The sequence below is a fragment of the Luteolibacter sp. SL250 genome (genome assembly GCF_026625605.1).
GTDB lineage: Bacteria > Verrucomicrobiota > Verrucomicrobiia > Verrucomicrobiales > Akkermansiaceae > Luteolibacter.
In genome coordinates this window covers 4,171,976-4,196,822 of the sequence record NZ_CP113054.1, presented here as the reverse complement: position 1 = coordinate 4,196,822, position 24,847 = coordinate 4,171,976, and the positions used below count along the sequence as shown (strand labels likewise).

At 64.8% G+C, this 24,847-nt stretch carries 18 protein-coding genes; 8 read left to right on the top strand and 10 right to left on the bottom strand.

Features of this window, described 5'->3' with window-relative positions:
• Positions 1-22: 22 nt before the first annotated feature.
• Positions 23-814, bottom strand: coding sequence for a hypothetical protein (locus OVA24_RS18135; protein WP_267671531.1), 792 nt, complete (start codon positions 812-814; stop codon positions 23-25).
• A gap of 194 nt (positions 815-1,008) precedes the next feature.
• Positions 1,009-1,923, bottom strand: a complete 915-nt coding sequence (locus tag OVA24_RS18130; RefSeq protein WP_267671530.1) for a DUF6607 family protein — start codon at positions 1,921-1,923, stop codon at positions 1,009-1,011.
• Positions 1,924-2,229: 306 nt separating this feature from the next.
• On the opposite strand from OVA24_RS18130, the gene OVA24_RS18125 reads away from it, so the two are divergent.
• The 8 genes from OVA24_RS18125 to OVA24_RS18090 all read left to right on the top strand — a co-directional run bounded on the left by OVA24_RS18125 (position 2,230) and on the right by OVA24_RS18090 (position 12,872).
• Positions 2,230-5,886 (top strand): beta strand repeat-containing protein, encoded by a 3,657-nt coding sequence (locus tag OVA24_RS18125; protein ID WP_267671529.1) that lies wholly within the window; start codon positions 2,230-2,232, stop codon positions 5,884-5,886.
• 137 nt (positions 5,887-6,023) lie between these two features.
• Positions 6,024-7,100: a Gfo/Idh/MocA family protein gene (locus OVA24_RS18120; protein ID WP_267671528.1), complete on the top strand. Its 1,077-nt coding sequence runs from the start codon at positions 6,024-6,026 to the stop codon at positions 7,098-7,100.
• Between the two features lie 106 nt (positions 7,101-7,206).
• Positions 7,207-8,076, top strand: coding sequence for a helix-turn-helix domain-containing protein (locus OVA24_RS18115; protein ID WP_267671526.1), 870 nt, complete (start codon positions 7,207-7,209; stop codon positions 8,074-8,076).
• A gap of 51 nt (positions 8,077-8,127) precedes the next feature.
• Positions 8,128-8,934 (top strand): glucosamine-6-phosphate deaminase, encoded by an 807-nt coding sequence (nagB, locus tag OVA24_RS18110; protein WP_324287869.1) that lies wholly within the window; start codon positions 8,128-8,130, stop codon positions 8,932-8,934.
• An 87-nt stretch (positions 8,935-9,021) separates the two neighbouring features.
• Positions 9,022-10,308, top strand: coding sequence for a Gfo/Idh/MocA family protein (locus tag OVA24_RS18105; protein ID WP_267671524.1), 1,287 nt, complete (start codon positions 9,022-9,024; stop codon positions 10,306-10,308).
• A 65-nt stretch (positions 10,309-10,373) separates the two neighbouring features.
• Positions 10,374-11,219 carry a PIG-L deacetylase family protein gene (locus OVA24_RS18100; protein WP_267671523.1) on the top strand — a complete coding sequence of 282 codons (846 nt, stop codon included), beginning with the start codon at positions 10,374-10,376 and terminating at the stop codon, positions 11,217-11,219.
• Between the two features lie 228 nt (positions 11,220-11,447).
• Positions 11,448-11,714 carry a hypothetical protein gene (locus OVA24_RS18095; RefSeq protein WP_267671522.1) on the top strand — a complete coding sequence of 89 codons (267 nt, stop codon included), beginning with the start codon at positions 11,448-11,450 and terminating at the stop codon, positions 11,712-11,714.
• A gap of 102 nt (positions 11,715-11,816) precedes the next feature.
• The gene (locus OVA24_RS18090) at positions 11,817-12,872 is read left to right on the top strand and encodes a formylglycine-generating enzyme family protein (protein WP_267675294.1); all 1,056 of its coding nucleotides are present in this window, start codon (positions 11,817-11,819) and stop codon (positions 12,870-12,872) included.
• Between the two features lie 76 nt (positions 12,873-12,948).
• Here the strand turns inward: OVA24_RS18090 and OVA24_RS18085 are convergent, their stop codons facing one another.
• The 8 genes from OVA24_RS18085 to OVA24_RS18050 all read right to left on the bottom strand — a co-directional run bounded on the left by OVA24_RS18085 (position 12,949) and on the right by OVA24_RS18050 (position 24,824).
• Entirely contained in the window at positions 12,949-13,401 is a 453-nt protein-coding gene (locus OVA24_RS18085; protein WP_267671521.1) for a host attachment protein, read from the bottom strand.
• Positions 13,402-13,581: 180 nt separating this feature from the next.
• Positions 13,582-15,108: a sulfatase family protein gene (locus tag OVA24_RS18080; protein ID WP_345783447.1), complete on the bottom strand. Its 1,527-nt coding sequence runs from the start codon at positions 15,106-15,108 to the stop codon at positions 13,582-13,584.
• 263 nt (positions 15,109-15,371) lie between these two features.
• On the bottom strand, positions 15,372-16,013 hold the full coding sequence (locus OVA24_RS18075; protein WP_267671519.1) for a TVP38/TMEM64 family protein: 642 nt from the start codon (positions 16,011-16,013) through the stop codon (positions 15,372-15,374).
• Positions 16,010-18,376, bottom strand: a complete 2,367-nt coding sequence (locus OVA24_RS18070) for an endonuclease/exonuclease/phosphatase family protein (protein WP_267671518.1) — start codon at positions 18,374-18,376, stop codon at positions 16,010-16,012. The genes OVA24_RS18075 and OVA24_RS18070 overlap by 4 nt, the downstream gene beginning before the upstream one ends.
• 25 nt (positions 18,377-18,401) lie before the next feature.
• A complete protein-coding gene (locus tag OVA24_RS18065; protein WP_267671517.1) occupies positions 18,402-19,676 on the bottom strand; it encodes a glycosyltransferase in 1,275 nt (424 codons plus the stop codon).
• Positions 19,673-21,931: a hypothetical protein gene (locus tag OVA24_RS18060; protein WP_267671516.1), complete on the bottom strand. Its 2,259-nt coding sequence runs from the start codon at positions 21,929-21,931 to the stop codon at positions 19,673-19,675. Before OVA24_RS18060 ends, OVA24_RS18065 begins: the two co-directional genes overlap by 4 nt.
• A gap of 224 nt (positions 21,932-22,155) precedes the next feature.
• Positions 22,156-23,598: a UdgX family uracil-DNA binding protein gene (locus OVA24_RS18055; protein WP_267671515.1), complete on the bottom strand. Its 1,443-nt coding sequence runs from the start codon at positions 23,596-23,598 to the stop codon at positions 22,156-22,158.
• Positions 23,595-24,824, bottom strand: a complete 1,230-nt coding sequence (locus OVA24_RS18050; protein ID WP_267671514.1) for a putative DNA modification/repair radical SAM protein — start codon at positions 24,822-24,824, stop codon at positions 23,595-23,597. The genes OVA24_RS18055 and OVA24_RS18050 overlap by 4 nt, the downstream gene beginning before the upstream one ends.
• Positions 24,825-24,847: the final 23 nt, after the last annotated feature.

The following is a 24,847-nucleotide window of genomic DNA, read 5'->3' as shown; positions in this document are numbered from 1 at the left end:
GAAGGTCCGGCGGGTTATCCACTCATTTCTTGCGGCGCAGCAGCAGCAATCCGCCCAGACCGCCGAGCAGGGCGAAGGATGGCTCCGGGATGAGGCTGCCGCCGGGGTTCTGGTCGAATTGTTCCAGCTTCATTCCATAGAGGCTGGAGTGCTGGACTCCGTTGAAGGTGATGTTGAAGCCGGTGATCGGCTCGGTGATCCCGCTCAGATCCCACTGGAATCCGTAGGTGTTGGTGTAGAGTGGCTCCGGACCGGTGCCGGGATCGAAGGTTCCGTTGTCGAATCTGCTGATCACCCCGCTGTAGGTGGCGGCCACGCTGGTTCCGCCCTGCGCTCCCGCGGTGAAGCTCAGCACCGGCTCGACGTTGTTGTAAAAGTCGTACCCCATCGCTTCTCCGAACTGGATCTGGAAAACGATGGTGGTCAGGCCGCTGACCGGTGTGCTGTCGTTCACACTGAGCTGCGCTCCGTTGGTGTTGGGTGTGAGGAGCGTCCCGCCGAAATAGATCGAGCCGCTGGCGGGATACGCCGCGCCGCTCACCTTCGTGAGGGAGGCGGAGTTGTCTCCCGCCCCTTGGGAGGAGATGGGCGATGGCCAGGCGCCGAAGCCGGGGAAGCCGCCATAGCCGGGCAGCGCGCTGGCATTGAGGTCATTCCAGGTCGAAGTTCCGGCGGCACCCGGAGAGGTCAGGAATGGATCACCCGTGACACCGGCGCCGACCAAGGTCGTGATCGCTTGTGAAGTGGCGGTGGCCAGGATCGTTGCAACGAATGCTCCGAGGACCGGGCGGGTAACTGGGGAAGTCAGGGTCATGGTATTCTTTCTGATTCGGTGGGATGTCCGCGCGTCAGGCCGGGAATCGGCCGGCCGTCGGCGCGTTGTGGGAGGGATGGTGGACGGTAAACTTCCTCCCTGCTCCCGGTGGGTTGCTCTAAAGTAGCGGTCAGTTGACCTTCCGGCGGCGTGAAGTCACCCCGGTGGATGACCCGGGGGATGGACAATCCTGATTACCGGGGAAGGGAGATATAGGGCGTCAGGCTCTCGGAGATCTTCGCCGCGTCCGGGGAGGACTTTTCCAGTTCCTTGAACTTGGCGGCCAGCGGCACACCACCCTGCTCGCTGCTGTAGGAAAACTGCGGGCCTTCCTTCTGGACGGCATCCAGCCAGAAGGCGCGGACGTTGTTCCAGAACGGGCTGCTCTTTTCCCACCAGGCGATGGCTTCCTGTGACAGCGGGCTGTCGGTTTTCACATACTGGTTGAGGCCGGTCTCGTAGGAGAGGACGACCTGTTTGCCCCCGCGGTCCACCACCTTGCGGTTGTCCTGGGTGTGGACCCAGCCGTTGGCGGTGATGGTGTGGCGGTTGGTGCCGAGGAGGTAGTCGTAGTCCTTCCGCTTGGTGTATTCCCGGCGGGGCAGCGGGCGGCGCGTCGGCCCGCTGGTCCAGGAGGACTCGCCGAAGCGGTGGGTCCATTTTCCGAGCGATTCGTACCGCGGCGTGTCGTCGATGCTGGTGACGAGCTGGGACCATTTGCCCGCGGCTTCCTCCTTGGAGACCACCTTGCGGGTCCACTTCGGAGCGTCCTCGCTGCCGGAGTAGTCCAGGATGTGGGTGTCCTCCCAGGTCCAGACCTGCGTCCAGTGCTTGATGACCTGCTTGCGGGGTCCCGCCTCCACGACGAGCAGGTGCTGGAGGGCGATGCGGTTGGGCGTGTCTTCCGCTACCACGACGGTTTCAAAGGCATCTTCGTGGTAGGGGATGCTGAGTGGCTTGTAGTCCGGGGCGATGGCGACGGTCTCGATGAATTCAAAGGAAACATCGAACTGGCCCGCCATGGCGAGGATGGCGCGGCGGTCTTCTTCAGGCGGTGCGCCGGCGGCGAGCAGCGTGCCCGCGAGCAACAGGAGTGAGGTCAATTTCATGCTGCCCGGAGGTTGCCGGGGGGCGGCGGTGGCTGCTAGCGGGTGGTTGCTTCAATTTAGCGGGGGAATGTCATTGTCCGGGTAGGGGGAATCCTGATGCACGGAGGTGGAAAATGGCGCCGTCGTTCGCCGGGTGATGGTGTCAGGCTAAGGTGGGTCCAAGCCGCCTGCCCGGGGGGATTTACCTCCTTCTTTGGGATGGTCGGAACCGGTTGATTTCCGGTCATCGGCCGAGTGGAAAATTTCCGCCGGGGGGTCCACGAAATCCACTTGATTCCGGCATGAAATCTGGGCGCATTATGCTCCGTGAAACCCAAATTCCCCTCGGTTGCCTTTCTCTCTTTCCTGGCATTCGCATTCGGAGGTGCGCCCCTGGTGATGGCGCAGTGGAACGGCACCGGTGTCACCACCGGGACGGGCTCAACGGACATCGCCTCCAGTGCCAACTGGACCAGCGGAACCATCAACGGGAACTTCACCACCATCAACACCGTGGGCGACCACAACCTGGTCCTGTCCGGGGACATCACGGTCGGCGCGCTGAACTTTGACACCGCGGTGAACACCAACACCGTGGCGCTGGGAACCACCACCCCTGGCTCCGGATACACCTCCACCCCGACGGTGACGGTCGCCACCACCGGCGCGGGTGCGGGCGCGACCGCCACCGCGACCCTGAGTGGCACCACGTTGTCGACCATCGCCATCAATGCCCACGGCTCTGGCTACTATGGCGCCACCTTGCCGACCTTCGAGGTGGGCGGTCCGGGAACCGGCGGGGGGCGGGTCATCAGCGGTGCCCTGCCGCAGGGGACGACCGCCATCACCATCAACAGTGACACGGTGGGCGTGGAACGGATCATCACTCTGGCGGGTGCCATCACCCCGCAGGACCGGTCCGACTCCAGCCTGACCTTCGGTGAGGATGTCACCCTCCAGCTTTCCGGGAACAGCACCATCGCCGCGGGCGGTGGCAACTTCAACGCCGCCACCACCATCTTTATCAACGGCGACGTGCTTTCCACCGCGGCGGGGACGCAGAGCCTGACGAAAAACCATGCCGGGGCCGTCACGTTCGGCTCGTCCGGCAGGGTCAATCTGGACGGCGGCTATTCGAACACCACCGGCACTTCCACTTTCAACGGCTTGGTGGAGGGTATCGGCGGGATCAGCGTGAGCGGCAGCGGTACCGTGACCCTGAACAACGCGGCGAACACCTTCACCGGTGCGGTTTCGACCACCGGCGGTACCATCAACACCGTTTCCATCGCGAGATCGGGGGAGGCGTCCGGCATCGGCGCGGGCGACACCATCACCCTCAACGGCACCGGCGTCCTGAACGTGACGGGCACCGGCAGCCAGACCACGAACCGGGCCATTTCCGGCAGCACCACCGTGACGCTGCGGAACAACGGCACCGGCACCGCGGCGCTGGATTTCACCGGCGGCACCTTCACCTCCACCAATACCGGACCGGCCACCCTGCGGCTGGGCGGCACCAACAACAGTTCCGTCAACATCTTCTCCTATGATGTGGGCAACGCTCCGGGCGGTGTTCAACGGCACCTCGCCATCGGTGCGGACACCGGGGACGTCGCGGTGTGGAGGGTGAGCGGGAACAACACCTTCACCGGCACCATGACCTTGTCCCGTGGCACCATGGAGTTCACCTCCGCGGCCAGCGTGGGGGCGGGTACCAGCGCCATCGTCCTTTCCAGCGCGGGCAGCACGAATTTCCGCTATGTCGGCACGGGTGACACGGACATCAGCCGGTCCTTCACCTACGCGACGAGCTCGTCCGCGAACACCACGACCATCACCGCGAACGGCATCGGCACGCTGACCCTCAGCGGGGACACCATGACGGCGTCCAACAACAACATCGGGAAAGCCCTCACTCTGACCGGATTCAACACCGGGGAGAACACCATCAGCGCGGACATCCTGCGCGGGAACGATGGCAGCGGTTCCACCACCACCGTGAACAAGACCGGCGCATCTACCTGGGTGCTCAGCGGGGCGAACACCGTGGGAGCGGCCGCCTCCGGTACCGCAGGCGCACTCAACATCAACAACGGCCGCCTGATCCTGGACCACGCCACCAACGACACCGTGTGGGGGGTGGCCAGCAACGTCACCATGACAGGCGGCACGCTGGAGATCCGCGGGCGTGCCGGTGCAGGCAACGCCAGCGGCACCACCCTCGGGAACCTGGTCTCGGCCACGAACTCCGGTCTGGCCACCGTGGTGGTGAACAGGAATGGGGGCGACTCCACCACGCTGACCATGGGTACCTTCACCCGCAACAGCGGCAGCGCCATTCTCTTCGACCTGTCGTCCGGCGGTCGTCTGGTCACTTCCGCCACCACCGCCACCAACGGCCTTTTCAGCTCCGGACAGCACTTGTTCGTCCGCACCGACAACACCGCCAGCGGCGTGGACTACGCCAGCAAGAACGGCACGACGAACGAAGTCATCGCGCTGGGCGCCACCACCGCGCTTCCGGCCACGGGCGGCAGCGGCAGCACGAACTACGCCCACACCGGCAGCCACACCCTCACGGGCAACACCTCCGTCAACGTCGCGCGGATCGACACCGGCGGCGGCGGCTCGTTTGAGATGGGCGCGTCGAACTTCGTTACGTCCAACGGCGCGCTGTTCGTCGGCAGCGGGGACTACGCGGTCAATGGCTCCGGCGTGTTCGGCTCCAGCGGCGGCACCACCATCATCAACCACTTCGGCACCGGCACGCTGACGCTGGGTGCGAAAATGGGTACCGGCACCCTGTTCCTGGTGAACGGTGGAGGCGGCCTCATTGATGTGACCGCCGCCGCCAACAGCACCGGTGCCTACCAGTTCATCGGCGGCACCGTCCGTGTCGGCGCCACCAGCTTGAACCACACCAACGACAGCACCGCTGGCGCTGTCGGCAACGATGTCATCCGGCTTTCCAGCGGTGCCGTCCTCGAACTGCAGGCGGACCTCACCCGTGACCTGGGCACCACCCGCGGCGACGTGGAAATGGTCGGCAGCGCCGGCTTCAGCGCCTTTGGCGGGAACCGCACCGTCTCCCTCACCACGGCCAACCCGGGGAATGCCATCAACTGGGGCAGCGGCAGCTTTGTCGCGGACGACCTGATCCTCGGCTCCGCCCATTCCAACTCCACCGTCACCCTCACCAACGACATCGCTTTCTCCACGCTTTCGCGCGTGGTGGATGTCAGGGCGGGCACGGTCGCCGGTGACATCGACGGCCGCCTCAGCGGTGTGCTCAGCAGCACCGGCGGCGGGCTGGTGAAGAAAGGCGCGGGCAACCTGCAGGTGACCGGAGCGAACACCTACACCGGTGACACCTGGGTGCTGGAGGGCGGCCTGTCCGTCAGCAACACCAGCGGTTCAGGCACGGGCACCGGCGGCGTCCGGCTTTCCTCCAGCACCACCCTTTCCGGCACCGGCTTCATCTCCGGCACGGTGAGCGGCAGTGGAACCATCGCTCCCGGAGCCAGCCCCGGCGTCCTCACCGTCGGTGCGGTGAATGCCAGCGAGGGCCTGTCCTTCCTCTTTGAAATGACCGCACTGGACCCCACCTACGGGGCTCCCACCGCCAGCGGCAACGATGTCCTGCACATCACATCCGCCACGCCGTTCGTGACCGCTCTCAGCGCCTCCAACATCATCACCGTGGACTTCACCTCCATGACGCTGAATGCCGGGGACGTCATCCTCGGCGCGTTCTATGCCGCGAACGACTTCACCGCAGCCATCCAGAATGCGACCTACAACTATCTGGGGGCCGATGGCTTCACGGTGAATGTCAGCGTCGTCCAGCAGGCCGCCGACTTCGGCGCGGGACTGGAGAACGGCTACGTCACCCGCTTTGACATCGTCCCGGAGCCTGCTTCCGCGCTCCTTGCCGCGCTCGGCGCCACGGGTCTCCTCATCCGCCGCAGGCGAAGCGCGTGACCGGCGGAATGTTCTGAATCGCGGCATCTTTTGCTGCTTTTCCATACCGTCCTCCACTATGCGGTTGCCAAGCGCCGGGGATTGTCGGAACGGATGGTGGATCAAAGGGAACTTCTCCCTCCATTTTTCTGAATCCCATGAATTCTCCTGTTCGTATCCTCTGTGTCGGCGCCGGTCATATGGGGCGCTCCCATGCGCTCGCCTATCACCGGATCGATGGTTTCGAGATCTGTGGCATCGTCACCCGCTCGGAGAAATCCGCGCAGGGTCTCAACGCGGAGCTGGGCGCATCCTACCCCACTTTCACGGATTTCGACGAGGCGCTGCGGACCCTGTCGCCGGACGCGGTTTCCATCTCCACCTACCCGGACACCCACGCGGCGTTCGCCGAAAAGGCGTTCGACGCCGGCTGCCATGTGTTCATCGAGAAGCCGCTCGCGGAAACGGTGGCGGACGCTGAGCGCATCGTCGCCAAGGCGCGTGAAAAGAACCGCAAGCTGGTGATCGGCTACATCCTGCGCCACCACCCGAGCTGGATCAAATTCATCGAGCTGGCGCAGACGCTGGGCAAGCCGCTGGTCATGCGCATGAACCTCAACCAGCAGTCCTACGGGGCGAACTGGAACACGCACAAGGCGCTCCTTTCCTCCATCTCTCCGGTGGTGGACTGCGGCGTCCACTACGTGGATGTCATGTGCCAGATGACGGGCGCGAAGCCGATCCGTGTGTCCGGCCTGGGCGCGCGCCTCACCGACGAGCTGCCGGAAGGAAAGATCAACTACGGCCACCTGCAGGTCACCTTCGACGACGGGTCCGTGGGCTGGTACGAGGCGGGCTGGGGCCCGATGATGAGCGAGGTGGCGTTCTTCGTGAAGGACGTCGTCGGGCCGAAGGGCTGCGTCTCCATCGTCGCGGACAAAGCCAGCTCCGAAGGCCAGAGCGCGAACGTGGACGCGCATTCCCAGACGCAGTCCCTCCGCCTGCACCACGGCGCGCTGGGGGAGGACGGAAACTTCACCCGCAAGGACGAGACCATCCACCTGGATGATGAGCCGGACCATGATGGCCTCTGCCACCGGGAGCAGGAGTATTTCCTCAAGGCCATCCATGAGGACCTGGACCTGGGTTCCCATATGGACGATGCCATCGCCTCCATGCGCATCGTCCTGGCGGCGGATGAGAGTTTCCGGACGGGGAAGACGGTGGATCTGTGAAAAGAGTAAGATTATCCGGAAAAACATCATAAGAAACCGGTGTCCCGTGCCGTAACCGGATCTCCGCGTGGGGGTGGAGCGACCCCGCCCCTGCCGGGATACGACCATGGGAAAACCGATCCAGGAACAACTCGCGCCGCACTCCGCGCCGGATGTCGTGGCATGCGCCCGCATCGAGGGGGACAACTTCGGCTGCCAGTGGCATTTCCACCCGGAGCTGGAGCTGACGCTGGTGCAGTCCGGAGGGACCCACCGCTGGATCGGTGACAAGATCACACCGCTGAAGAACGGCGACCTGACCTTCCTCGGTTCCAACCTGCCGCACGACTACCGCAACGAGGTCATCCCCGGAAAGCCGTTCCGGAAGGTGAAGGCGCTCAACGTCCAGTTCCACCCCCAGTTCCTCGGCAGGAACTGGCTCGCCCGCGCGGAGATGATCCCGATCAAGCGGCTGTTCGAGCAGGCGGAGAGTGGCATCCAGGTGACGGGGGCCACGCGGGACCGGGTGGCGGCGGCGATGGGGAAGATGATCCAGGCGCACGGGCTGAAGCGGCTCATCCTGCTGATGCAGATCCTGGATGACCTGGCGTCCTCGGATGATCTGGTGCGCATCTCCTCGCCCGGGTTCACGCCGGAGATCCACATTTCCGAAAGCGAGCGCATGGGGCTGGTGTCCGCCTACATCCAGGAGAACATCGCGAAGCCCATCTACCTCGCGGACGTGGCGAAGCACATCGGCGTGAGCGAGGTGACGTTCAGCCACTACTTCCGCTCCCGCACGGGGAAGACGTTCCCATCCTACCTCAACGAGCTGCGGATCGCGCGGGTGTGCCGCATGCTCGCGGAGACGGATGACACGGTCAGCCAGATCGCCTGGGCATGCGGGTTCGACTCGATGGCGAACTTCCTGAAACACTTCAAGCGCATCCATGGCTGCACGCCGCGGGAGTACCGCCAGCGGGTGTTCCGTCCATGACGGAAAAAGCAAGTATTACCACCGAAATAGCGAAGATTCCGCCGCCGGGTTGTGCTATGTTCCGGGGCTGTGAGATGTCAGATTTTCCCATCCCCGGAGAGTGCCTGCCGAGCCATCGCGCTTGAGATGAAGGCACTGGTCGAACGCCGTGCAGCGGAAGGCCGGATGGCCGTGCTGGGACTGGCGACGGGGAGGACGCCGCTGCCGCTCTACCGGGAGCTGGTGCGCCTGCACCGGGAGGAGGGCCTGTCATTTTCGAACGTGGTCGCGTTCAACCTGGATGAATACTTCGGCCTGCTGCCGTCCCACCCGCGGAGCTACCGGACCTTCATGCGGGAGCATCTTTTCGATCACATCGACATCCGGCCGGAGAACGCCCACATCCCGTCCGGAAACCTGGATCCGGGTGACATCGGCCCGCATTGCCGCGCGTATGAGGCGTTGATCGAGGCGTGCGGTGGCATCGACCTGCAGATCCTCGGCATCGGCCGGACCGGCCACATCGGCTTCAACGAGCCGGGGGCGGGCAGGGGATCGCGGACGTCGCTGGTACGGCTGGACCACATGACGCGGACGGACGCGGCCGGGGACTTCGGCGGGGCGGACAGGGTGCCGTCACACGCCATCACCATGGGTTGCGGCACCATCCTGGAGGCGCGCCGGATCATCCTGATGGCGTGGGGCGCGGCGAAGGCCGGCATCGTGTCGGAGGCGTTCGACAACCCCGTGGCCGATGAGGTTCCCGCCTCCTATCTCCAGGAACATCCGGATGCTTCCGTGTATCTGGACAAGGCCGCCGCGGCGGATCTCCGCGGGCACCTTTGTGTTGAAGAAAAGCAGCATGTTTTAAAGGATTAGGATGAACGGTGCCGGATGCCGCATCCGTTCTATCCTCCACCAGCCGCAGTCTCCCTGAACCTATCTCCGAACAACCCAACTACCCTGATGAATCCATCCGACCCATCCCGGCGCCAGTTCCTGACCGCCGCCGGCGCCACCGCCGCAGTGACCGCGTTCCCCGCCGTCCTCCGTGCCCAGAACGCGTCCAACAACGCCATCCTCAAGATCGGCCTCATCGGCTGCGGCGGCCGGGGGACCGGTGCCGCCAGCCAGGCGCTGTCCGCGGACCCGAACGTGAAGCTCTGGGCCATCGGCGACGCCTTCGCTTCCCAGATCACCGCTTCCCTGAACAACCTCTCGAAGTTCGGTGGCAAGGTGGAAGTCCCTGAGGCCCGGCAGTTCTCCGGTCTGGACGCCTACCAGAAAGTCATCGACAGCGGTGTGGACGTGGTGATCCTGACCGCTCCTCCCGGGTTCCGCCCACTGCACCTGCGTGCCGCGGTGGACGCCGGGAAGCATGCCTTCTGTGAAAAGCCGATGGCGGTGGACGTCGCGGGCGTGAAGTCCGTCGTGGAGTCCGCGAAGCTGGCGAAGCAGAAGGGCACCACCATCCAGCACGGCTTCTGCTGGCGCTTCTCCCCGAACACGCGTGAAGGCTACGGCAAGGTGACCTCCGGGGAGCTGGGCCGCGTCATCTCCGTCTATGGAACCTATCTGGCCTCCGTGCCGAAACCATCCACCGCGATCGACCAACGGAACCCGGAATGGGGTGACGTGGAGTGGCAGATCCGCAACTGGATGGGCCATGGCTGGCTGTCCGGCGGACCGCTGGTGGAGCAAGGCATCCACACCGTGGACAAGATCGCCTGGGCGATGGGTGACGTCGCCCCCATCGCGGCGCGTGGCTCCGGCGGCCGTGCCCAGCGGGATGACGACGGCAGCGTGTGGGACCACTATGACGTCGCGTTCGAGTATCCGGGCGGCGTGATCTGCCACATCGGCCAGCGCCAGTTCAAGGGTGCATTCAGCGAGGTGGTGGACCGCGTTTATTGCGAAAAAGGCACGCTGGAAGCCCCGAGCCGCGTTCTGACGAAGGACCCCGCCGGCAAGGTCACGTGGGCCTTCCGCGACCAGCCGGAGAACATGTACCAGGTGGAGCACAACGAGTGGTTCGCCGCCATCCGCGCGGGCAAGGAGCTCAACGCGGGCGAATACATGGCCAACAGCACCATGCTCGGCCTGCTGGCCCGTGAGGCCGCGCAGACCGGCCAGCGCATCACCTGGGAGGAGATGTGGCAGGCGAACCAGGACCTCGCTCCGGACAAGGTGAACTTCGGCGACAAACTCCCCGTGCCGCCGGTCCCCGTGCCGGGCGTCTACAAGCTCGTCTGAGGAAACTTCATCCCGGAGCCGCCGTGCCCGGCGGCTCCGGGAGCTTCATGAGCCTTCCTTTTTCCATGATGAACCGACCATCCGCCATCGCCATCGCGGCGCATCCCGATGACATCGAATTCAAGATGTGCGGCACGCTGCTGCTGCTGAAGCGCGCGGGCTGGGACATCCATTGCTTCAACCTGGCGACGGGCAGTGGCGGCAGCACGGTGCATGGCGCGGAGGAGACCTCCCGCATCCGCGCGCAGGAGGCGCGCAACGCGGCGGAACTCATCGGCGCGACCTGGCACCCGCCCATCGCGGATGACCTCGAGATTTTCTACAACGCGGAGTTGCTGCGGAAAGTCGCGGCGGTGATCCGCGAGGTGAAGCCCGCCATCGTCCTGACCCATCCGCTGGAGGACTACATGGAGGACCACATGATCACAGCGCGGCTGGCGGTGACGGCGACCTTCGCCCATTCCATCCCGAATTTCCGCTCCGATCCGGAGCGCCCCGCCTACACGGGGGATGCCACGGTCTATCACTGCATGCCCCACGGCGGCAGGGATCCGCTCCGCAGGCCCGTCACCGCCGGATCCTGGGTCAACACGACTGCGGTCCATGAGACCATCCGTGAAGCGCTGTCCGCCCATGAAAGCCAGCGCGGCTGGCTGGACGCCACGCAGGGCATGAGCAACTACATCAAGTCCCTGGACGACCATGCCCGGAAGATGGGTGTGGAGTCCGGGAAATTCGCCATGGCGGAGGGCTGGTCGCGGCATCTCCATCTGGGCTTTTCGCAGGAGGATGTGGATCCGCTCGCGGAAGTCCTCGGAACGGACTACCTCCTGAATCCTGAGTTCGAGAGGCTCATTTCCGCCGACGTTCCCGCCATCCGCGAAGTCCCGCACCTCCAGCGGGCGCAGTAGTGGGAAGGACTACTGGGACCGCGGAATTCATTCCGCTTGGCTTCGCATGATGGCTGGATTCTCCGGGGCGGAATGAATTGCCTCCGGCCATCCGGTTTGGCTGCGCAAGAAAGGAAGGCTCGCCACGCTCGCTCTGGATTCCGCGGTCCCAGTCTTCAACCTCCTCCGCCACCAAAATCGCCGCGCTGACTTGCATTTGGCACAGTTATCGCTTAGAGTGACAGGGTTATGCATCAGCATCCAATTTTCGTAGGAGGTTCCCGCAACGGAACCGCAGTGGAGGACCAGACGGACCGCCGTTCGTTCACCTTTGTCGATGGCTACCTGGTGGAGCCGGGGGACTGCCCCCTCAAGTTCCCGATCAACGCCACCATCGAGCTGTATCTGCTCGATCAGGTTGAAAGGGACGACGGTGAGTCGGTTGAGGCATACTTCCTTGCGGATCTGGACGAAAGGCAGCGCCGCGAGCGCATCTCCCTGCTGATGGCCGCCTGAGACGGTCAAAACGCCCCGCCGTGAAGATTTCCGGCGGGAACGGGCAACCATCCGATAAGATTGGAGTTCCATCCGGGCGGGCATACAGTCCCGCCGTCCGTGATGATGGTTTCCAAGAAAATACGTGCCGCAGGTGCCTGCGCGGTTTTGCTGCTCTCCGCGTGCCAGGGTGAGAAAAAGGAAGAGGCGGGGAATTTCCCCGTGAACGACGGCATGGCCGCGCTGCCGGGCGGCACTTACCAGATGGGATCGTCCGGATCGTTTGATACGCCGTATGGGTTGAAGGAATTCCCCGAAGAGGCTCCCGTCCGCACGATCACGGTAAAGCCGTTTTCCATCGATGTGACGGAGGTGACCAACGACCAGTTCGCCGCATTCGTGAAAGCGACCGGCTACGTCACCTTCGCGGAGCGCCCGGCGAAGCTGGAAGACTTCCCGCCGGAGGCCCGGGCCAGCCTGCCGCAGGGTGGCTTCAACCAGGGCAGCCTCGTCTTCAACAAGCCGGCTGAATCCGTCGGTGATCCGAACACCGCCGACGCGGGATCGTGGTGGCGGTGGGACCCGGAGGCGAACTGGCGGCACCCGTCGGGAAAGGCATCGTCCATCGAGGGCCGTGGCAACCATCCCGTGGTGTGCGTGAACCACGAGGACGCCGCGGCCTATGCGAAGTGGGCGGGCAAGCGGCTGCCGACGGAGGCGGAGTGGGAGTTCGCCGCGCGCGGCGGGCTTTCCGGAAAGACTTACACCTGGGGGGATGAGATGAAGCCCGGTGACAAGTGGATGGCCAATACCTTCCAAGGGGAGTTCCCCGCCGGGGATTCCGCCGCGGATGGATTCACCTCCACGGCCCCCGTGGGGACCTTTCCCGCGAACGGCTACGGCCTCCGCGACATGGCGGGCAACGTGTGGGAACTCTGCTCAGATTACTACGACCCCGCCTATCCGACGTATTGCACGAAGGACAATCCCGCCGGGCCGGAAACCTGGCTCAACCGCATGACCGGCGTGAAAAAGGCGGGTCCGCCGCATCACGTGACGAAAGGCGGCTCCTACCTCTGCCACGTTTCCTACTGCATGCGCTACCGCCCGGCCGCGCGGCATTCGCTGGAGGAGGACTCGCCCGCGAACCACACGGGCTTCCGGTGTGTGAGGGATTGATGGAGCGCGGACTTCAGTCCGCCCCGGAGCAATGGTCTTTGCGAAGCCAAGCGGACTGAAGTCCGCGCTCCGTTCGTCACACCACGTGCGTTTCCCGTGCGGCCTTGTTGAAGCTCTGGTAGACCTGCTCCTTCGGTGAGTTGGTCAGGTCGGACTTCAGGTTGATCGACACTTTGTCCCGGTACTGCGGTTTCAGGTGGTCGAGGATCGCGCCGTTGATCTCGCTGGGCGAGGCGAAGCCCCACCAGGGGATGTCCTCTTCGTCGAGGATTTTGCCGATCTTTTCCGCCACCTTGCGGAAGCTGCGGACCTCCAACTCCGCCACCAGCGGCAGGCTCTCATAGGATCCGGTGCCGGGTGTGCCGCTCATGGGAAACGCGCCCGCCTGGTCCGTGACGATGTCAGAGATGCTGGCGTTCCCTTCTTTGAAGGAAGCGTTGTCGATCGGCTGCAGCGAGTCGTTCCCGGTCTTGCGGTAGGCGACGAGATGGCCGCGGTTCGCGGCGATGATGATGGAAGGTGTGTTCATGGATTTCTGTGGATTGGGATGATCCACATTCTTTCGCAGGGTCCATGCCATCCCCGGAAACCACGGGGTTAGGGGGATCAGGGGCGGTGTCCTCCCGCCCGTCTTGCATTTCGCGTCCGCCGGGGGTTGCACGGTGCAAATCCCCGGCCTGACCGCCCGCAGGGGGGCTGCCATCCTCACCTATTTCCTCCGCCCACCGGAAAAGCCGGGCGGGTCCTGGGCGGGGACTTTCAGCTCGGTGCGGAGGCGGGCCACCTCGCGGTGGAGTTCGTCGCGGACGGCGGCCTGGGCGGGGTCGTCATAGACGCTGCGCAGTTCGTGCGGGTCCGTCTGGAGGTCGTAGAGTTCCCAGTAGTCCACATCCGGCGCGTAGAAGTGGACCAACTTGTGGCGGGCGGTCACCACGCCGTAGTGCGGGCGCACGCGATGAGGCATGGGATACTCGTAGTAGTGGTAGTAAAAGCTTTTCCGCCAGTCGTCCGGCGTGTTTCCGGAAAGGACGGGGACCAGGCTGCGGCCCTGGACGCCCTCGTGCGGGGCGACGCCCGCCGCTTCATAGAACGTCTGGGCGAAATCCAGGGTGGAGACGAGATCGTCGTTCACGGAGCCGGGCTTGGTGACGCCGGGCCATTTGACGAGCAGCGGCGTGCGGAGGGATTCCTCGAAGATCCAGCGCTTGTCGAACCATCCGTGCTCGCCGAGGAAGAAGCCTTGGTCGGATGAAAAGACGATAATGGTCTTGTCCGCGATGCCTTCCTTGTCCAGGTAGTCCAGCAGCCTGCCCACGCTTTCGTCCACGGACTTCACGGTGCCCAGGTAGTCGTGCAGGTAGCGGTTGTAGCGCCAGCGGACGAGGTCATTCCCCTGCAGGTTGGCTTCGTGGAAGGATTTGTTACGGGGTTCGTAGTAGGCGTCCCACTCCGTCCGCTGCTGCGGTGTCAGGCGGGGCTGGGCGTTGAGCTTCGCGTCGCGCGGGGTGAAGGTCTTCTCCAGCGTCATGTCCTGTTCGCGGACGGCCTGGCCCCGGCCGGCGTAGTCGTCGAAGAGGGTCGGCGGCTCGGGATACTTGCGGTCGTTGTCGTGGTTCAGGTGGCGCAGCGCGGGCGCCCATTCCCGGTGCGGTGCCTTGTGCTGGGCCATCAGCAGGAAGGGCCGCGACTTGTCCCGCTTTTCCAGCCAGCCGATGCTGTGGTCGGTGATGATGTCCGTGACGTAGCCGTCCTCGGTGACTTTCTCCCCGTTGCGGATGAAGTCCGGTTGGTAGTAAGCACCCTGTCCCGGCAGGATATCCCAGTGGTCGAAGCCGGTGGGATCGCTCATCAGGTGCCATTTTCCGACGATGGCGGTTTGGTAGCCGTTCGCCCGCAGCGTCTTCGGAAAGGTCGGTTGCGATCCGTCGAAGCGGCTGTTCGAGTTGTTCGGGAAGCCGTTGAGGTGGGAGTATTTCCCCGTCAGGACGGTGGCGCGGCTGGGGCCGCAGATGGAGTTCGGCACCAGAGCGCGGTTGAAGCGCATGCCCTCGCGCGCGATCCGGTCGAGGTTCGGCGTGTCCAGCAGCTTGCGGGATTCCCCGTAGGAACTGATCGCCTGGTAGGCGAGATCGTCGGTGAAGATGAAAAGGATGTTCGGGCGTTCCGTGGCGGCGCGGAGGCCGGGCACGAACAGGACCACGGAGGCGAGCAGAGCGGGCAGCTTTGGGAAATTCATCATGTGGGATTTGCGGGATGTTTGCAGGGAACCAGGGATGAATGCAAACCCCGGAACGTGGCGGAAGTTGCAGGTGATTGGACCACCGGGAGATCAAAGTCGATTTGGATGGAGCCGCTTTTTGAAACCACGGATTACACGGATTGAACGGATTCGGATTCTTCGTTCTTTTTCTGAATCCGTGTAATCCGTGTAATCCGTGGTCATCTGTCCCGTTCTCCATGACCACGGGTTTGATCGCGTGGGACAAAGTTCCATCCCCATCACTGGGTTGAGGCACCATCAGCGGCAGCCTGCTTCCGCTTCCTCAGCCATTTTCCGATCAGGACGCCCGCGGAGATCACGACGATGCCGACGTAGATCCACGTGACGTCCATGTGGACGGCGGCGGCCGCCGCACCGACGGGGATGATGCAGAACAGGATGTACACGGTGCCGCCCACCCAGCAGTAGATGCGGAACGGGACGCCGGTGAGGGCGAGCAGGTAGAGCTTGAACGCGTAGGGCGGTCCGTGGACGGAGGCGAACAGAATGGTATACCAGACGCGGTTCCCCTCATCGATCTCCGGCACCTTGTGGCCGCGCTTTTCCGCGAACCGGCGCAGGCGTTCGTCCAGGTAGCTATGGGAGATCCAGTAGCCGGCGAAGTGGTGGAAGTAGATGCAGGCGGTGGTGACGGCCATGCCCCAGCCGACGCCGAAGCGGATGCCCGCGAGGATGAGCAGGATGCTCAGCGGAAAGCCGATCAGCGGCAGCAGGAGGAAGGCGAGGATGAACCACGCGGCGGGCAGGCTTTTGCCGTAGGCGATGATGGATTCCTTAGTGAGAGATTCCCGGTTCGCATAAAGGAGCCAGCCGAGGAGCGCGGCGACCGCCACCCAGGCGATGATTTTCCACGCCTTCATCCCTGCGCCTCCATTTCCAGTTCCACGCACAGCGGCAGGTGGTCGGACGCGACGACCGCGCTGTGGCCGCCGGGGATGGTGATGCCGCGCACCTTGAAATGGCGGCTGATGAAAACGTGGTCCAGGCGGGTGAGCGGGCGCATGCTGGGAAAGGTGGGACGGGGACGGTGCTGCGGCAGGGAGAGCTGGGCGTCGCGGTAGCGCTCGCTGATGCGCTTCCACGCGACGGAGCGGCGGGTGGAGTTGAAATCACCGCAGAGGATGACCGGTTCATCTTCCGGGATGGAGCCGAGCCACTCCTTTCCCAGCAGGGCGGCGGCCTGGCGGTTGCGCTCATCCCGGCCGAGACCGAAGTGGGTGTTGATGAAGTGGACGTCCCGCCCGGTTTCCTCACGGCCCAGCTTCACCCAGATGGCCCCGCGCGCCTCCCGCAGGCGGGATGGCTCCGCCTTTGTCAGCAGGCCCGTCTTCACCGGCTCGAAGGGGAGGGGGGAAAACACGGCGATGCCATACTTCTCCTTTTCCTCCTCCAGCATGGAGTGGAAGACGTGGCGGAACTCCAGGTGCGCGGCGATGAGTTCCGCCTGGTCATGCTCCGCGCTGCGCAGGCGGTGCGCGTCCACCTCCTGCACGGCGATGATGTCCGGGTGGAAGCGGTTGATCACACGCGCCACCCGCTCCGGGCTGAGCTTTCCGTCGATGCCGATGCAACTGTGGATGTTGTAGGTCATGACGCGCAGGATGGTCTTTCCGCCGCGCACGGGGCGGACGGGCTTCGCCACCGGGCGCTTTCCGTCGAGGTATTCCCCGCCGAGCTGGTAGAGGTTTTCTCCACGGATGGGACCATGCTGCGGGTTCACCGCCGGTTCGTGCTCGAAATGTTCCGGCAGCAGCAGGAAGCCATGCGTTTCCTGGGAACCGGGGCCTCCGTGCGCGCCGTTCTCCGCCGGAAAGCTGATGGGCGATCCCGTGCGCCAGCCGCTGATAATGAGGTCACCTGCATCCGGGTGCGAACCCAGCGCGACCAGATCGTTGCCCGCATCCGCCAGGAACGGGTGATCTCCGCCCAGCAGGCGGTCCGCCTGTTCCGGCAGTTCCAGGACACCGGCTGGTGTGATGGCGGTGGCTTTTTCGGAATCATCGCTGTCCGGGATGAGAACGCAGGGAATATTTGCCTTCTCCACCAGCGCGGTGGCATAGCGCCGCAGTTCATCCGCAGGGAGAACCGCCGGCAGATAGACATGGCCGACTGGACCCATGGCGGCGACGATGATTTCCTTTCCATGGACCGGCTGCGGCCCGCTGGTGGCTCGGAGTTTTTTCCGCCGGTTGGTGGCGCCGACGACCTTCTGAGCGCCGCCCGCATCGACGACCGCGAACTCCGCCAGCGGCCCCCCGGCGAAGACCTCGCGCAGCGCTTCCTCCAGCGTCCTGCCATTCTCCGTCTCATACGGCGTGGTCCGTTCCTGGCCGTGGTCGGAGTAGATGATGAGCTCGAAATCCCGGTAGTCGGAACGGATGGCGGCGCGCTGGATGTCCCGGATGGCGTCATCGATGCCCTTCAGCGTCCAGTGGGCGAAGGCGGAGTCCGGCCCGCGGCGATGGGCCTGTTCATCGTAGCCCAGGAAGTTCGCGTGGATCACCCGCACGCCGCGCTCGATGTCCAGCAGCACCCGGAAGCGGATGAACTCCCGCAGCATGATGCAGATGCCCACCCGTGCCGGGATGAACAACAGCTCACGCAGGAGGTTCTGCCGCTCGAACAGCCCGCGTACGCAGTCGATGAACGCCAGGAAAAACTCGATCACCGCGAGCGAAAGGACGCGCAGGATCTTCACAATGTAGACCATGGAAAGCAGCAGCCATTTCAGCGGACGCGCCTTCCGCCACATCACGGCGGGTGAGAGATCCTGCGAGCAATACCACGATCCGGCGGACCCCGCCTGATAGATGTTCGAGTAGGTGTGGCCGCCCTCCAGCAGGGGCGGTCCGCCTTTTTGCCGGAGCCTGCCTTCGATCACTTCGGAAGACTTCGCGTCATACATGCGGAAGACCTCGCCGGACTCACGGTGGAGGAACTGGAAGGCCGGGACGGCGGCGCGCACGCCATAGAACAGCTCCCCCTGCACTGCGGGCGTGGTGGAGGGAACACCGGAGTAGAAGCTGTGGAGATGGAACTGCCGCCGCCGCAGCGCACGGGCGAGGTGCGGCAGGTTTTTGTCAGCCAGCGCCTTCTCGAACTGCGGTCGGGATAGCCCGTCGATCTGGATCATGATCAGTCCCGGGCTGGGGTTGTGCCCCTTTGGCACGGAGACGCCCAGCAGACGCGCCGCCCAGTGCGTCCGGCTCAGCTTGCGGCGCATCCACCGCATCCTCGCTCCGATCCTGCTAATCAATCTTCGCCTCCGTTGCTGGGGTTGCAGTGACGACCGCCGCCACCGCGGCGAGCTTCGCGACGGTGAGGTCCCACTCGACGCCGATGCCGTTGAGCACGCGGTCCCACAGGGTGAAATCCTCCGCCCGTTCGTGCGCCGCAGCGGCGACCAGTTCTTCGTAAAGCGAGATGATGCGGTCCGTGGTCACGTCGCGGTCATATTCGGCGGCGGTGGTGGAGGCCCCCTCCGCGCAGCGGCTGCGGAAATCATGGTCCGAAAGGATGCGGTGCAGCGCCTCCGCGTATTGCTCGACCGGCGCATCACCGGCCAGCATGGTGCCATTTTCCCCGTCCTTCATGATCTCCCGCACGCCCGGGCCGTCCAGTGCGACGACCGGCACGCCCGCCGCCATCGCCTCCGCCAGCACCATGCCCTGTGTCTCCGACTGCGAGGCAAAGACGAACACATCCATCGACGCGTAGGCGTTTGCCAGATCCGCGCCGTGCAGGGAGCCTGGCGCGACGATGCGGTCGCTGCCGATGAGGTCGATCATGGCCTGCTTTTCCGGGCCATCGCCGACGAGGACGAACCATGCCTCCGGATGCCGGGCGAGCGCGGCTTTCACCGCCTCCGTCAGGTAGCGCAGGTTCTTTTCCTCCGCCAGCCGTCCGACATGGCCGATGATGGCCGCGTCCTCCGGGATGCGGTGCAGCTCACGGAACGCCCCGCCATCCGCGGCGGCGAATGCGGCGGTGTCGATGCCGGTGGGGATGGCTTCGATGGGGGTGGTCACCCCGCGTTCCACCAGCAGATGGGCGACGCTGTCGCTCGGCGCGATGATCTTGCTGCACAGGTTGCAGTACTCGGTGGCGAGCTGGATGGCCACCCGCTTCAGCGCGTCTGAGTCCAGCGGGACATAGTGCGTGTAGCGCTCGTAGAGCGTGTGGTGGGTGAAGACGATGGGCATCCGGACCTTCCACGCCTCCCGCAATCCGGAGTCCCCCAGCAGGAACGGGTGGTGGCTGTGGATGATGTCCGGCTGGAACTCCTCCAGGAAATCACTGATGAGGTTCAGCGATGGCAGCCGCACGCTGAAGTCGCTGCCGTTGAAATTCTGGATCGCCGGGACGCGCAGCACGTCCGGGCATTCTTCCGCCATGTCGGACTCCGGGGCGATGACACAGACCTCGTGCCCGCGCTTGCGGCACTCGTCCTCCAGTGTCTTCACCGATCTGGCGACCCCGCCGACGTGCGGCAGGTAGGTGTTCGTGAACATCGCGATTCTCATGATGGGAAAGGTGTGAGGGGGTGCGGGGCATTGGCCGCCGCGTCCGGGATGGGCAGGTATCCCGGGATGGAGATCACAATCTGCGGAGGCGTGTCATTCCAGATGGCATCCACGCGGACCGCCTCATCCTTGATGCTCACGCTGACCTCACCCCACAGTGTGTGCGTCGGGCCGAAGCTGGCGGTGCCATCCTCATGCACCCACTCCGGGAGGATGCCGGAGCCGATGACGAGGGAGCGGGTGGACTCCTCCTCATAGACGAAGGCGTTGCGGATGACCATGATCCACTCACCCGCGGCCCAGCCGTGCTGGCCGTCGCCCATGCAGCCGCCCAGCGTGTTCGGGTGGATGGCCTCCGGCCACTGGCCGGTGGGCGAGGCGAGTTCCGCCACCGCACGCACCAACTTTCCATAGTTCGGGTCCCCGCCACGGAGGCAGGTCTGCGCGAGGTCCAGGGTGAGGTAGGCGTTGATCCCGGAGTGGATCATTTCCTGGAAGAATCCATCGTGGAAAGAACAGCGGTCCATGAGGTAGCGGGCGGTCGCCATCAGACGTTCCTCGCCGGGTGGGTAGAGTTGCAGCGGGTAGTCCGCGACCATGGAGCCGACGGCACCGGCGTCCATCCGGCGGGACGGCGCGGCGGGGATGGCCCCGCGCGAACGCTTCGCGGGGATGCGCGCCAGGCTTTTCTCCAGGCTGTCGGTGTATTCGGCCGCCAGCTTGTCCGCCTCCTCCGCGTGATCCTGCTCGCCGTATTTTTTCCAATAGTCCGCGATGGCCCGCAGTCCGCCGATGGCCCAGAAGTCATCCCAGTAGTAGAAATCGTTCGGCCCCAGATGCTCCGCGCTGAAGCCAGCCGGGAGCAGTCCGGCGGTGCCGTGCGGCGCATCCGCGGGGAGGCGTTTCTTCGAAAGCCAGCGGGTGCCTTTGATCAAGGCGTGTTCCATCGTGTCATCCAGCCGCTTGCCGGTGACGGCGGCGAACCTCGCGGCGATCCACAGCACCTGGCCGTTGGAGTCCCACTCGCCCTCCTGCGAGGAAAAGTAGCCGCCCAGCGTCTGGCGCGCGGGGAAGCGCGAGAGGATCCTTTCCGCGCGGGCGGTGAGGCCCATGGCAAGCATGGGGTTCAGCATCAGGCAGGCATCACGGAACCAGAAGCGGCGGTAGGTGTTCGGCCCGGGGACCAGCTCGTCCGCGGAGAGCAGGAGCAGGGTGCGCACCGCCGCGTCGTAGAGGAACTGGATCTTCGGATCCGCGACGGAAAGGCGGGCCGTGGGCTGGATGGCCTCGCTCCACGGGGTGGCGGCGGCTTCGGGGAGCTTCAGTCCGCGCAGTTCCATTTCCTCCGTCAGTGGGATGGAAACGGTGAGCTGCCTTTCCGCTCCGGCGGAGATGGGAAAGAGGGCGGCGGCGGTGGCCATGCCGGCGTCGCAGGTGATGGAGGACGTTTCTTCCAACGTTGCCAGGTCATTGTGGACGTCGCCCTCCTCATAGTGAGCCATGCGCAGGCCGGAGGGCGTTTCGCTGAAGCGGACGGTGGTCTTCTTGTTGATCTCCAGACCGTCGCCGGGACCGTTGACTTGGATGCTGTCGATGAACTGGATGCCCTCCGGGTTGTAGGGACGGATGGCGGCGATGAGCCAGCCGGCCTTGTCAGAGGTGGCGTTGACCTGGACTTCGACCGTAGGGGTGGTGCCATCCAGCACCATGGCTGCCTCACTGCGGATGCGGAAGCCGCTTTTCTCCGCCACGGTCTCCACCCGCAGGCCGGGCTCCAGGTGGAGCGTCTGGGTGACCTGGGATTCCTCCAGCTTTGACGGCAGGAGGCGTGCGCCATCCTTCGTCACGATCCAGAAGTCCACCGACCATCCATCATGCAGGGGCGTGACCAGCCCGCGCGGATCGACGATGGGATAGATGGGGATCTCCGGCAGGCCGACGGCGGTCCAGTTGCGGTGGGTGAGGTTGATGTGGCTGAAAGAGAACGCGCGCGGGACGAAGGAGGGATCGCCCGGCTTGAACTGGCGCTCCACCCAGAACGGCCACACCCAGTCCAGGTTGTGCTGGATCGCCTTCACGTTCACCAAGCCGCGCGCGTGGAAGACGATGCCTGCCCGGAGCAGCTCGATGGGTTCCTGAACCTCGGAAGGACGGGCGAAAGCCCGCAATCTCGCGAGCCAGGAAATCGGGTCCATCACCCCGTACCGTCGGGCGGCGAAGCGGATGATGAATCTCCATGGAAGAAAGCGCAGCATGTCTGCCCGTTCCTTTCGCAAGCGTCATGCCATAGCCAGAAGCTGGGTGCTGCAAGGGTTCCGTCCGGGCTGGGAGGGTGAGGTCCGCTATCTCCGCACGGTCGGGGTGCAGTTCGCAATTCCAAGCATGGAGCGCGGACTTCAGTCCGCTTGGCCTCGCAAAGACAGATTCTCTGGGGCGGACTGAAGTCCGCGCTCCGTTCAGATACGCGCGTGGCAGCCCCTCACACCCGTGCCAGCCGCAGATCCTCCACGAACCGCCGGTATTCACTCTCCCGCTTGCGGGCGTCGGGGAGGCGCAGAAGATACGACGGATGGACGGTCAGCACCACGCGCGGAGCGATGTTTGAGGGAAACAAGCCGCGGAACTTCATGACCGGCAGGCCTTTCCCGGTGACGGCGCGTGCGGCGGTGGAGCCGAGCAGCAGGAGCACCTCCGGCTTGATGTGGTGCAGCTCCCCCAGCAGCCATGGCCGGCAGGCGTCGATCTCAGTGGCGTCCGGTTTCTGGTGGAGGCGGATCTTTCCGTGAGGGGTCCATTTGAAATGCTTCACCGCATTCGTGACATACGCGGCCTGCCGGTCGAGGCCGGCCTCCGCCATGGCGCGGTCGAGCAGCTTTCCCGCTGGCCCGACAAAGGCCATCCCGGCGATGTCCTCCTTGTCCCCCGGTTGTTCGCCGACGATCATGATGCGCGCGTCCTCCGGTCCGTTGCCGAAGACGGTGCAGGTCGCATCCGCCCACAGCGGGCAGGCTCGGCAGTGGGAGGCCAGGCGGCGCAGCTCGGAAAGGGAGTCCGTCACCACCGGCACGTTCTCCACGGGGGGCACCGCGTCCAGGTCCCGCAGCTTCGCCAGATAGGGCAGTGCGGGCGCCTGCTTTTCCCGGCTGGGTTCCTTCTCCAGCATGTGATCGACCCGGGGGCGGCTGGCGGCGATGAGGCCGGGGATCTGCGCGGCTTCCGGCAGGTTCTTCCAGTAGCGCTTTGGCATCTCCGTCTGCATCATCTTTGTCTTCAGCCGCGCGGGGTTGAAGATGCTCCGGTAGTAGGTGCTCCACGCGGACTCCAGCGCGTCCGCATCCTCGATGGGATTCACCGGGATGCCGGAGGAGTGGGTGATCGTCCCTCCTATCCAGTGGACGGAGGCCTTCGGCGTGAAGATGCTCCAGTCCATGTTGGCGAAGCGTGCCCTGAAAAACGGCGCGGCCGCCTGAACCACGTGGTGCTCCGGCTCGAACCACGCGGCGTAGCGTTCGCGCCCCGTAGCATCATCCGTGGAGATCAGCTTGAAGCGGACGAAGGCGTGCATCTTGTGGATCTCCCGCCGCACGTTCTTTGCCATGGTCGCCGCGCGGACGACGTCCGGGTCACTGGGGATCTCCATGAGGTGCCGTTCCCCGCCGCGGGTGATCCTCCACAACAGGCGGTAGAGCAGCGCCCACCGTTCGTCATCCGCGTGGCAGGCAACCTCGGACGCCAGCTTCAGGAAAGCGGGTGGCACCTTCGCCGCGGGTGCGGGCGCGGCGGGCGGCAGGCCGTCCGGTCCACCGCCGAAGAGGGAATCCGCGTTCCACATCACATGCTCGGGAGGCACGCCTTTTTCCAGCAGGGATCTGGATGTTTCCCGCCATCCGCTGAAGCCGGCCACGGTGACGGAGGTCATCATCTGGAAAACAGATCGAGTTGCACGGGCTTCGGCGCGAAGCGGGAGCGCAGGGAGTCCGAGTCCAGCTCCAGCAGCGATGGCCGGTGATCCGCCAGCACCACGAACGGGCGCACTTTTTCCAGCGAAACCCGCAGCCGTGCGAGGTCCGCCAGCCGGATCCTGGCGAAGCGGCGGATCGACAGGATGCGGTCCACGTTCCTCACGCCCAGGCCGGGCACCCGCAGCAGCGATTCCCGGCTGGCGGTGTGGACGTCCAGCGGGAACTCATGGCGGTTGCGCAGCGCCCAGGAAAGCTTCGGGTCGATGTCCAGGTCGAGGTTCGGCCTCGCGGCATCGACGATCTCCCCGGTGCCGAAGCCATAGTGGCGCATGAGCCAGTCCGCCTGATAGAGCCGGTGTTCCCGCACCAGCGGCGGGGACTTCAGCGGCAGGATGCCGGAGGAGTCCGGGATGGGGCTGAAGGCGGAGTAATAGACGCGCTTCAGCCGGTAGGAACGGTAAAGCTCGTCCGAGCGGGAGAGGAAGTCGGAGTCCGTGGAGGCATCCGCGCCGACGATGACCTGGGTGCTCTGTCCGGTGGCGTGGCGCAGCTTCTTGTCCCCGTCCTTTTTCCGCTCCACCGCCTCCTCCAGCTTGTGGCGGATGCGTCCCATCGCCTGCTTCGTGCGGGCGAGGTTCTTTTCCGGTGCCAGTTGGTCCAGCGCCTCCTGCCGTGGCAGCTCCAGGTTGATGCTGATGCGGTCCGAGTAGCGCGCCGCTTCCTCGATGAGTCCGGGCGATGCCTCCGGGATGGTCTTCAGGTGGATGTAGCCGCGGAAGTCATGCACCTCCCGCAGCGTGCGGGCCACGGCCACCACCTGCTCCATGGTGTGGTCCGCGTCGCGGATGATGCCGGAGCTGAGGAACAGGCCCTCGATGTAGTTGCGCTTGTAGAAGTCGAGCGTGAGTTTCACCGCCTCCTCCACCGTGAACGCCGCCCGCCGGACGTTGCTCGACCTACGGTTGATGCAGTAGTGGCAGTCGTAGACGCAGCGGTTGGTCAGCAGGATCTTCAACAGGGAAATGCACCGCCCGTCCGGCGCGTAGCTGTGGCAGATGCCCGCGCCGCCGGTGGAACCGACCCCCTTTCCATCCAGCGAGTTCTTCTTCACCGCGCCGGAACTCGCGCAGGAGGCGTCGTATTTGGCGGCGTCCGCGAGGATGGCGAGTTTGGCTTCCAGTTTCATGTTCTTGTGAACACTAATTGGAT

Excerpts from the sequence above, each read along its gene's own strand:
- OVA24_RS18135 (WP_267671531.1), bottom strand. The coding sequence starts at position 814 with ATGACCCTGACTTCCCCAGTTACCCGCCCGGTCCTCGGAGCATTCGTT.
- OVA24_RS18130 (WP_267671530.1), bottom strand. The coding sequence starts at position 1,923 with ATGAAATTGACCTCACTCCTGTTGCTCGCGGGCACGCTGCTCGCCGCC.
- OVA24_RS18120 (WP_267671528.1), top strand. The coding sequence starts at position 6,024 with ATGAATTCTCCTGTTCGTATCCTCTGTGTCGGCGCCGGTCATATGGGG.
- OVA24_RS18115 (WP_267671526.1), top strand. The coding sequence starts at position 7,207 with ATGGGAAAACCGATCCAGGAACAACTCGCGCCGCACTCCGCGCCGGAT.
- OVA24_RS18105 (WP_267671524.1), top strand. The coding sequence starts at position 9,022 with ATGAATCCATCCGACCCATCCCGGCGCCAGTTCCTGACCGCCGCCGGC.
- OVA24_RS18100 (WP_267671523.1), top strand. The coding sequence starts at position 10,374 with ATGATGAACCGACCATCCGCCATCGCCATCGCGGCGCATCCCGATGAC.
- OVA24_RS18095 (WP_267671522.1), top strand. The coding sequence starts at position 11,448 with ATGCATCAGCATCCAATTTTCGTAGGAGGTTCCCGCAACGGAACCGCA.
- OVA24_RS18090 (WP_267675294.1), top strand. The coding sequence starts at position 11,817 with ATGATGGTTTCCAAGAAAATACGTGCCGCAGGTGCCTGCGCGGTTTTG.
- OVA24_RS18085 (WP_267671521.1), bottom strand. The coding sequence starts at position 13,401 with ATGAACACACCTTCCATCATCATCGCCGCGAACCGCGGCCATCTCGTC.
- OVA24_RS18080 (WP_345783447.1), bottom strand. The coding sequence starts at position 15,108 with ATGAATTTCCCAAAGCTGCCCGCTCTGCTCGCCTCCGTGGTCCTGTTC.
- OVA24_RS18075 (WP_267671519.1), bottom strand. The coding sequence starts at position 16,013 with ATGAAGGCGTGGAAAATCATCGCCTGGGTGGCGGTCGCCGCGCTCCTC.
- OVA24_RS18070 (WP_267671518.1), bottom strand. The coding sequence starts at position 18,376 with ATGCGCCGCAAGCTGAGCCGGACGCACTGGGCGGCGCGTCTGCTGGGC.
- OVA24_RS18065 (WP_267671517.1), bottom strand. The coding sequence starts at position 19,676 with ATGAGAATCGCGATGTTCACGAACACCTACCTGCCGCACGTCGGCGGG.
- OVA24_RS18060 (WP_267671516.1), bottom strand. The coding sequence starts at position 21,931 with ATGCTGCGCTTTCTTCCATGGAGATTCATCATCCGCTTCGCCGCCCGA.
- OVA24_RS18055 (WP_267671515.1), bottom strand. The coding sequence starts at position 23,598 with ATGATGACCTCCGTCACCGTGGCCGGCTTCAGCGGATGGCGGGAAACA.
- OVA24_RS18050 (WP_267671514.1), bottom strand. The coding sequence starts at position 24,824 with ATGAAACTGGAAGCCAAACTCGCCATCCTCGCGGACGCCGCCAAATAC.